The sequence below is a fragment of the Vibrio sp. 10N.222.49.C9 genome, assembly GCF_041474985.1.
Lineage (GTDB): Bacteria > Pseudomonadota > Gammaproteobacteria > Enterobacterales > Vibrionaceae > Vibrio > Vibrio crassostreae_C.
In genome coordinates, this window is record NZ_JBFRVD010000394.1 from 1 (window position 1) to 379 (window position 379).

Sequence of the window (379 nt, forward strand, 5' to 3'; positions counted from 1 at the left end):
CTGCTACTTCGATACGGTGCTCTATATTTCTGGTCATCCAATCTGCCGATGAGATAAACACCTTAGGGTCGCCATTATTCTCGGTAATGATGACTCGCGGGTGCTCAAGAAAACGGTCTATGACACTGATGACTTTGATATTCTCACTGATCCCCTCTACTCCTGGAACAAGAGAGCACATGCCTCTAATGATCATGCGTATAGAGACACCCGCACTGCTTGCTTGATAGAGCTTGTTGATCAGCCCTTTATCTACGAGGTTATTGATCTTAAGGGTGATCCCACTTCTGTTGCCCAATTCTGCGTTCTCTATCTCATCATCTATTAGCTTGTAGAGACGCTTGCGTGAGTTCTTTGGAGAGACGATCAACTGATGAAA

1 pseudogene is annotated in these 379 nt (G+C 45.1%); it reads right to left on the reverse strand.

Annotated elements, in window-relative coordinates:
- A pseudogene (locus AB4585_RS23665) lies at positions 1 to 379 on the reverse strand (RNA degradosome polyphosphate kinase); the annotation flags it as partial.